An 8,546-nucleotide genomic window follows, 5' to 3' on the forward strand; every position below is an offset into this window, starting at 1 on the left:
GTTTTTGGGAAGATGAATTGATGCAAAATTGGGAATTGGCGGCTGCGGGCAAGCCTCTCAATTCAATTGGTCCTTTGATGTAGGAGGTGCCACATGGAGTATTTGCCCCGCGTTGTCCAGGCGCTTGCAGGCGACGATTATACCGTGTATGCGTATTTCTCTGACGGGTCGGTGCGCCGTGCAGACATCAAGTCCCTCATCGAGCGGGGCGGTGTATTTGCCCGCCTATCAGATGAAGATTTCTTTTCAAACAGGTTGACAGTTATGAATGACGCCGTTGCGTGGGACGTTGCCGGAAACCATGATGAAGCTGCTTGTATTGATTTGGACCCTTGGAGCATGTACGAGACGAGCGAGTGCGTTGCCGATCCGCTCGCCGAAGAGGCGGCCTAACTCTCACTATCACGGCGACTTAAGCATGGGTAGCATGCTCAAGTTCCGGCGTGTTTCGTCCGCCGCGAGTTCCGCATGAGCCGAAGGCCACCTTAAGTGGCCTTCGTGCGAGTCGGGATTGTTCGAGCGCCGGATGAAACACGCCGGAACCCATATACGTATCTTCTACAGCGCTGTGGCAGCGTTCTCCACGTACGTGGGCATATCGTCGATATCGACCACGTCGGTGTGGAGGACGGGCTTGTCCTGGAGCGTGGAAAGCTGCTCGGGCGCGGTGGTATCGGTCGCCTTGGCGAGGACGTCCATGCAGGCGAAGTCGCTCGGAGGACAGAACAGGCCGAGCGCCCCGGCGACGGCGCGGGGGAACTTGTAGGGGCTCGCCGTGGAGAGCAGGATGCGCGCCTTGGCATCCGGGGCGGCGGGTTGCTCAGCCAGGACGTGGAAGCCGCATGCAGTGTGCGGGTCGATCACGTAGCCGTTCGCGTCCCAGCACTCCTTGATGGCGTTCGCGACCTGGTCCTCGTCGGCCCAACCGCATCCGAAGACCTCCTGGATGCGGGCGAGCAAGTCGGCGGGCAGGGTGTAGGAACCCTCGCCGCTGAGGCTTTCCATGAGCTGCGCGACCAGTTCGCAGTTGCCGTCGCTCAGGTAGTAGAGCATGCGCTCGAGGTTGGACGAGATGAGGATATCCATGCTCGGCGACGTCGTGGTGTAGAAGGGGCGCTGACGGTCGTAGGTACCGGTGGTGAGGAAATCGTAGAGCACGTTGTTCTTATCGCTTGCCACGACGAGCTTGGCCACGGGCAGACCCATGCGCTTGGCGTAGTAGCCGGCGAGGATGTCGCCGAAGTTGCCGGTGGGCACGCAGAACTCGACCGCATCGCCCGGCTCGATGGCGCCTGCGCGCAGGAGCTGAGCATAGGCAGCGAAGTAATACACGACCTGCGGCACCAGGCGGCCGACGTTGATGGAGTTGGCACTGGAGAGCATCACGCCCTGCTCTGCCAGGTGCTCGGCGAGCTCGATGTCGCCGAAGATGCGCTTGACGGCGCTCTGAGCGTCATCGAAGTTGCCGCGCACCCCGCAGACGGTGACGTTGCCGCCCTCTTGCGTACTCATCTGGAGTTCCTGCACGCGGGAGACCTTGCCCTCTGGATAGAAGACGGTGATGCCCACACCGGGCGCGTCGGCAAAGCCGGCAAGCGCCGCCTTTCCGGTGTCACCCGAGGTCGCGGTGACGATTTGGATCTTGGCGGGCGCATCCTCAGCGGCGGAGTCAGCCGTGCGGGCCATGAGGCGGGGGAGCATCTGCAGGGCAACGTCCTTGAACGCACTGGTGGGGCCGTGCCAGAGCTCGAGGACGTAGGAGGGCACGCCATCGGCGTTGGGGGCCTGCGCGAGCGGCACCACGGGGGTGACTTCGTCGCTGGCAAAGGTGCCCTCGTAGGCCTCGCAAACGCAGGCGGCGATCTCGTCGGCGCTGTAGTCGGGCAGGAGCGCGCCGAGCACCTCGCGTGCGAGCTCGAAGTAGTCCTTGGAGGCGAGGCTGGCGAGGTTGATGGTGGCCTCGCCCAGCGCGTCGCTCACGTACAGACCGCCGTCCGGCGCGATGCCGCGTCGAATCGCCTGCTTGGAGCTGAGCTCAGATGTACGTGAACGCGTGCTGTGGTACGTCGCCATACTGCGATCTCCTCACAATTGGGTGCATAGATGGAGCTCATGGTACCAGAGCGTCCCGCTCCGGCTGGCTAAAGTGAACGCAGGCGCGGGCCTTTACAGCGCCATTCCACATGACGTTCTTTATTTGGAAACAATGGTGACACCTTTGAGCTGCCCTACTAGCTCATGGTAAAGTGGCAGCCTACGTGTCATGTCGCGCTGCCCGTTTGCGGCACGCGCTGGGGAGGGGTTTCTGCGCACCATGATCAAGATCACCAAATTTGGCGGTTCGTCCGTCGCCGACGCCGAGCATTTCCGCAAGATCAAGGCGATTATCGACGCCGACCCGGCACGCCGCTTCGTGGTGGTGAGTGCGTGCGGACGCCGTTCCAAGGCCGACACCAAGGTCACCGACCTGCTGTATCTCGTAGACGCTCACGTGAACTACCACGTTTCCTGCGAGGACCTGCTTACCGACATCGGCCAGCGCTATTTCGACATCGCCGACGAGTTGAACCTCGACTATCCGATCCGCGATGAGTTCGCGGCGTTTGCCGAGCGCGCCCGTACCGGCGGGTACACCACCGAGGAGCTTGTGAGCCGCGGTGAGTACTTCACTGCGCGCCTCATGGCCGAGTACCTGGGGCTGCCGTTCATCGACGCTGCGGATATGGTCGCCTTCCACCACGACGGCACGCTCTCAATGAAGCGCACGGCGGAGCTCGTCAAGGAAAACGCCCGCGAAGGCGGATTCGTCATGCCCGGCTTCTACGGTGCCACCAAGGAGGGTAAGATCCGCCTGCTCGACCGCGGCGGCGGAGACATCTCCGGCTCCATCCTCGCCCAGTGCCTGGAGGCTGATCTCTACGAGAACTGGACGGACGTCTCGGGCTTCCTCTCCGCCGATCCTCGCATCGTGCCGGGCGCGCAGCCCATTCCCCGCATCACCTACGAGGAGCTTCGCGAACTCTCCTACATGGGCGCGAGCGTCCTGCATGAGGAGGCCGTCTTCCCCGTGCGCGATGCCGGCATCCCGCTCGTGATCAAAAACACCAATGCGCCCGAGGATCCGGGCACCATCATTTCCGAGACCGCCAAAGAGGGCGATTCCGAGCCCATCATCACCGGCATCGCCGGCAAGCGCGGGTTCCTCGCCATCAACGTCTCGCGTGACCGCACCAAGAGCCGCATTGGCTTCATGCGTCGTGCCCTGTCCGTCTTCGAGCGCTATGGCGTCTCGGTCGAGCACATGCCCACGGGTGTGGACCAGTTTGCCGCAGTCGTTCAGGCCGCCGACGTCAAGGACTCCCTGTATTCGCTCATCTCCGATATCCAGGAGGAAGTCGAGCCGCTGGAGATTGGGGTTGTCGAGAACCTGGCGCTCATTGCGACGGTTGGCCGCAACCTGCGCGGGCGCGCCGGTATCTCGGGGCACCTGTTCGGCAAGCTGGGCGAGGCGGGCGTGAGCGTCCGCATGATCACCCAGGGCTGCGACGAGATCAACATCATCGTCGGCGTCGAAGAGCGCGATTTTGACCGCGCCATCAAGACCATTTACGAGGCGTTCTCCGATGAGAACGGCATTGTTACCACGGCCGATCTCGAGCCGACGCCGAGCCCGTTTTAAGCAGAGCATGCGCCCGCTCGTCACGTCATGTGAGGGTGGCATTCGACATATCCTTTTGAGAAGGGGGACAACATGAAGACATATTCCGTCGCCATCGTGGGCGCCACCGGAGCGGTGGGCACGCAGATGCTTCAATGCCTGGAGGAGCAGGAGTTCCCGGTTGGCTCCCTCAAGTTGCTGGCGAGCCCCCGCTCGGCCGGCAAGGTTGTCGAGACTCCGTGGGGCGAGGTCACGGTCGAGGCCGCGGCACCCGAGGCGTTCGACGGGGTCGACATCGTGCTCGGCGCGGCGGAGGACGACATCGCGCTCGCGCTCTACCCCGAGGCCGTCAAGCGCGGTGCGGTGGTTGTGGACAACTCGCACGCCTTCCGCCTCGATGCGGACGTGCCGCTGGTCGTTCCCGAGATCAACGCCGCCGATGCCCTCAACCACAAGGGCATCATCGCCAACCCCAACTGCGCCACCATCATCGGCCTCGTTCCCACCTGGCCGCTTCACCAAATCGCCGGTGTCAAGCGCATGATCGTCTCGACGTACCAGGCCGCGAGTGGTGCCGGCGTCCCGGGCATGCGAGAGCTCGAGGAGCAGATCGGCTGCATGGGGCGCGGCGAGGAGATTCCCGCACCGAGCGCATTCGCCGCGCAGCTCGCCAGCAACCTCATCCCGCAGATCGGCGGCGAGAAGTTCGAGGGCTTCACCTCCGAGGAGATGAAGATGCAAAACGAGGGGCGCAAGATCATGCATCTGCCCGAGCTCCGCGTTAATTGCACCTGCGTGCGCGTACCGGTGGTTCGTTCGCATTCCGAGAGCATCACGCTCGAGTTCGAGCGCGACATCACACTTGAGCAGGCGCGCGAGGCCCTTGCCGCTGCACCTGGCGTGAAGCTTGTGGACGACCTGAACGCAGAGAGCGCGCACGACCGTTGGCCCATGCCGCTGGACACGACCGACCAAGACCTCATCTGGGTCGGCCGCATCCGCCGCGACATCTCCAATCCGGAGGCGCTGCGCGGCATCACGTTTTGGTGCTGCGGCGATCAGATTCGCAAGGGCGCGGCGACAAATGCGGTCCAGATTGCAAAGCTGCTCTGCGAGTAGGCCGCGTACGTTGCGTGCAGCTGCTCAACGGCAATCGAAACCGTCCACGAGTAAAGCAACACTACTAAGTAAAGTGTGTACAATCTAGTCGAAGCACGGAATGACAGCGGAGGGCGTCGTCTGCACGGATGTGCGGGCGGCGCCTTTCGCGTCTGAATACGATAAGAATGGTCGTGGTCTGTATGAGCAAGTATGTCATCGTGGTCGAATCCGGCGCAGATGTCACGCCGGAGCTGCGTGAGCGCTATGGAATCGTGAGTGTTCCTATGCACGTGACGATGGGGGACGAGACGGTGGACGACGGCTCGATCGATCCGCTTGAGATCTACTCGCGCTGCAATGAGATGGGTCAGATGCCAAAGACGAGCGGCTGTTCTCCTGCGGACTTCAATGAGGTTTACGATCGCATCCACGCCGAGCAGCCCGAAGCCACCATCCTGCACCTTGCGTATTCCGAGGTGACCACCTGCTCGCATCAGTCCTCTAAGATCGCCGCCGAGGGCCGCGACTACGTGTACTCGATGGATACACGCTTCGTCTCTGTGGGTCAGTCGCTCATTGCCGTCGAGGCCGCCAAGTATATCGAGGCGAACCCCGATGCGACGGTCGAGGAAATATTCTCCTTCGTCGAGAGCGTGATGGATCGCGTGCTTTTGGGCTTCGTCCCCACCGACCTCGCCTTCCTCAAGGTGGGCGGTCGCCTCTCCAACGTGGCGTTCCTTGGTGCGCATCTGCTCAAGATCAAGCCGTGCATCGAGGTCACGGGCGGCAAGTTCGTCGCCACCAAGAAATTCCGTGGCTCCATGCTCAAGTGTGCCCGTGCGTTCCTCGACCACATGGTCGAGAAGGGCGATATCGATTTTTCGCATATTGGTCTCGCGTATTCCGTGGGCCTGTCCGAGGAACTGCGCGGCGACATGGAGGTATATGCCCGCGAGCTCGGTTTCGAGGACATCACGTGGACGCAGGTTGGTGGCGTGATCTCCAGCCACTGCGGCCCCACCGCCTTCGGCGCGGTCCTGCTGCAAAAGTAACCACGTTCTCTTGCGAGCGCAGGCACCGCAACGTCCGCCAGCGCAAAGAGCGCGATCGGTATTCTCCAAGCTGTCGGGTCGATGTGGTTCGATATTCGCACATGCTGCCCACGTATTTGCCTGATGCCTATACTTGTGGGTATATCAATTCATAATGGGAACCCACGCAACGGGAGCGCCGCGTATGGCATATATCGAGTTCAGCGATGTGACGAAGGTTTATGGCTCGGGTGATGCCGAAGTCCACGCGCTGGATGGGGCGTCGTTTGAGGTCGATCGCGGCGAGCTCGCTGTGATCCTCGGCGCCTCCGGCGCGGGCAAGACCACCGCGCTCAACATCCTCGGCGGCATGGACACCGCCACGAGTGGACGCGTTGTCGTCGACGGGCGCGACGTGAGCTCCGCCTCCGAAGACGACCTCGTGGAGTACCGCCGCGCCGACGTGGGCTTTGTGTTCCAGTTCTACAACCTCGTGCCCAACCTCACCGCGTTTGAGAATGTCGAGCTCGCTTCCCAGATTTGCCCCGACTCCCTTGACGCCGCCGAGTGCCTGCGCAAGGTGGGCCTGGGCGAGCGCATGGCGAACTTCCCCTCGCAGCTTTCCGGTGGCGAGCAGCAGCGCGTATCCATCGCCCGAGCGCTGGCCAAGAACCCCAAGCTCCTGCTGTGCGACGAGCCCACGGGCGCCCTCGATTACCAGACGGGCAAGCAAGTGCTGCAGTTGCTGCAGGACACGTGCCGTCGCGATGGCATCACGGTCCTCATCATCACGCATAACTCCGCGCTCGCCCCCATGGCCGACCGCCTCATCCGTTTCAAGAGCGGCCGCGTGACCGACATGCGCGTGAACGCCACACCCACACCCATCGCCGATATCGAGTGGTAGGCGACGGTGTCTATGAAGGGGAGAAAGACGGACCGTCGTTCCGGTAACCGGCGTCCAAACGCGTTCAGAACGGACATCGCCCGCACCATCACGGGCAATCTCAAGCGGTTCATCTCGTTGTTCGTCATCACCGCGCTGGGCGCCACGATGCTCGTCGGCCTCAAGGCCGCCTGCGACGACCTGCGCTTCACCGCCGACAGCTACTACGACAGCCAGCGGCTGTTCGACATCTCGATTCAGTCCACGTTGGGTCTGGACGAGGGCGATATAGAGGCCCTCGCCAAGATAGACGGCGTCGACGCGGCGGAGGGCGGGTATTCCGAAACGGCATACACGCAGGTCAAGGATGCAAGCGCGAAGGTCGACCTCAAGGCACTCTCGCCGGCGGGCCTAAATGAGCCCCAGGTGATCGAGGGTCGTCTGCCGCGCGATATCAACGAGGTCGCTGTGACGCAGAAGTACCTCGATGTGAGCGGCAAGAAGATCGGTGATACCGTGACCTTCGAGGGCGAGGACGAGGAGCCCAGCGCCGCAGGGGCCGCCGACGACGCTGGCGAAGCGGGCGACGACGCGGGAGCCGCCGGCGCTGCGGTGACCGCCGATGCCACGGGGACCGCCGACGCCGCTGACGATACGGCCCTGGCAGCGGGAGGCTCCTCCGCCATCTTCAAGCGCGGCGAGTACACGATCACAGCTTCCGTGCTCGACCCCATGGACGTGAACGCGGGTAGCAAAACTATGAGCTTTCGCAGCTCGGGAGGATCGCAGTACGCATTTTTCCTCACACCCGGCGCCGTATTGGACCGTGGCACGTTCACCGTTGCCTACCTCACGGTAAAAGGCGCGGCAGATCTCATGACCTACTCCGATGAGTACAAGGATATGGTCGATGAGGTGAAACAGCGCGTTGAGGACATTCGCGAGCAGCGCGAGGAGGCACGGAGCGAGGGCCTCAAAGCCGATGCACGCAAAGAGGTCGACGACGCGCAGGCGGAGGCGGACAAGCAGTTCGAAGATGCGGAGGCCCAGATTGATGATGCACTTGCTCAGATAGCCGAGGGCGAGGCCGCGCTCGCGGCGCAAGGGGCGGATGCGCGCCGCCAGCTTGCGGACGCCCAGACCAAGCTCGATGCATCTCGCACGCAGTTGACTTACGGCATGGCCGTCATTGACGCCAGGCAGACCGAGCTCGACGCTGGACGCGTTCAAGCTGAGTCGGCTCTCGCGCAGATAGCTCAGGCTGAGTCGGGAGCCGCAACGCTCAAGGCGATCATGAACAGCGGGCTCACCGGCCATACGTGGCCGGAGGCCGCTTGGCAGCGGTTGCTGGAGGGTGACGCCACGGCAAAGGCGGAATTCACCACGGCCATCACGGCGTATATTGACGAGGCGTCTGGCCAATTGCAGCAGGCCGAGGAGCTTTGCGACGGGATCATTGCCGCGCTCGACCGGTTGCCCGTCGGCGATCCCGCGGCGAAGGAGGAGGCGCTCGCCGCGCTCGACCGGCTTGCCGTCATTCGCCCCGATCTCTCAGGTCAGATCGAGCAGATCAAGGCACTCGTCTCCGCATATCCAGAAAACGAGTCTGATATCCAAGAGGCCAAGAACCGGGTCCTCACCATCAAGAACACGCTGACGACGCTCTCGGGCCAGCTTTCCGACATGTCATCGCAAGCCGACGACATCGCGGACGCGGTGCTCAGCAAGCCCACGGTGCAGGCGGCGCTCGGCAAGATCGAGGCTGGTCAGGTGCAACTTGACGCGGCCCGCGCCAAGGCGAACCAGGGCCTAGGGCAACTCGAGGCGGCGCGGGCAACCCTCGACCAACAGCGCGCCAGCACCGAGGCGC

Annotated in this window: 6 protein-coding genes and 1 pseudogene; 6 read left to right on the forward strand and 1 reads right to left on the reverse strand. The window is 62.9% G+C overall.

Features of this window, described 5'->3' with window-relative positions; all coding sequences use genetic code 11:
- Window positions 1–93 precede the first annotated feature (93 nt).
- Window positions 94–393: a DUF2442 domain-containing protein gene (locus tag ACT8II_RS00260; RefSeq protein WP_302742294.1), complete on the forward strand. Its 300-nt coding sequence runs from the start codon at window positions 94–96 to the stop codon at window positions 391–393.
- Window positions 394–558: 165 nt separating this feature from the next.
- Here the strand turns inward: ACT8II_RS00260 and thrC are convergent, their stop codons facing one another.
- The gene (gene thrC, locus ACT8II_RS00265) at window positions 559–2,073 is read right to left on the reverse strand and encodes a threonine synthase (protein WP_118652479.1); all 1,515 of its coding nucleotides are present in this window, start codon (window positions 2,071–2,073) and stop codon (window positions 559–561) included.
- Window positions 2,074–2,314: 241 nt separating this feature from the next.
- Here thrC and ACT8II_RS00270 point away from each other — a divergent pair, with 241 nt between their 5' ends.
- The 5 genes and pseudogenes from ACT8II_RS00270 to ACT8II_RS00290 form a co-directional block, all read left to right on the forward strand.
- Window positions 2,315–3,679, forward strand: coding sequence for an aspartate kinase (locus tag ACT8II_RS00270; RefSeq protein ID WP_443812758.1), 1,365 nt, complete (start codon window positions 2,315–2,317; stop codon window positions 3,677–3,679).
- Between the two features lie 72 nt (window positions 3,680–3,751).
- Window positions 3,752–4,777, forward strand: coding sequence for an aspartate-semialdehyde dehydrogenase (locus ACT8II_RS00275; protein WP_118652483.1), 1,026 nt, complete (start codon window positions 3,752–3,754; stop codon window positions 4,775–4,777).
- A 182-nt stretch (window positions 4,778–4,959) separates the two neighbouring features.
- Entirely contained in the window at window positions 4,960–5,811 is an 852-nt protein-coding gene (locus tag ACT8II_RS00280; protein ID WP_302742299.1) for a DegV family protein, read from the forward strand.
- Between the two features lie 184 nt (window positions 5,812–5,995).
- A complete protein-coding gene (locus ACT8II_RS00285; protein ID WP_317440179.1) occupies window positions 5,996–6,697 on the forward strand; it encodes an ABC transporter ATP-binding protein in 702 nt (233 codons plus the stop codon).
- Window positions 6,698–6,709: 12 nt separating this feature from the next.
- Window positions 6,710–8,546: pseudogene (locus ACT8II_RS00290) on the forward strand (ABC transporter permease); the annotation flags it as partial.

Origin of the sequence: Collinsella sp., assembly GCF_052346665.1 — a bacterium.
Lineage (GTDB): Bacteria > Actinomycetota > Coriobacteriia > Coriobacteriales > Coriobacteriaceae > Collinsella.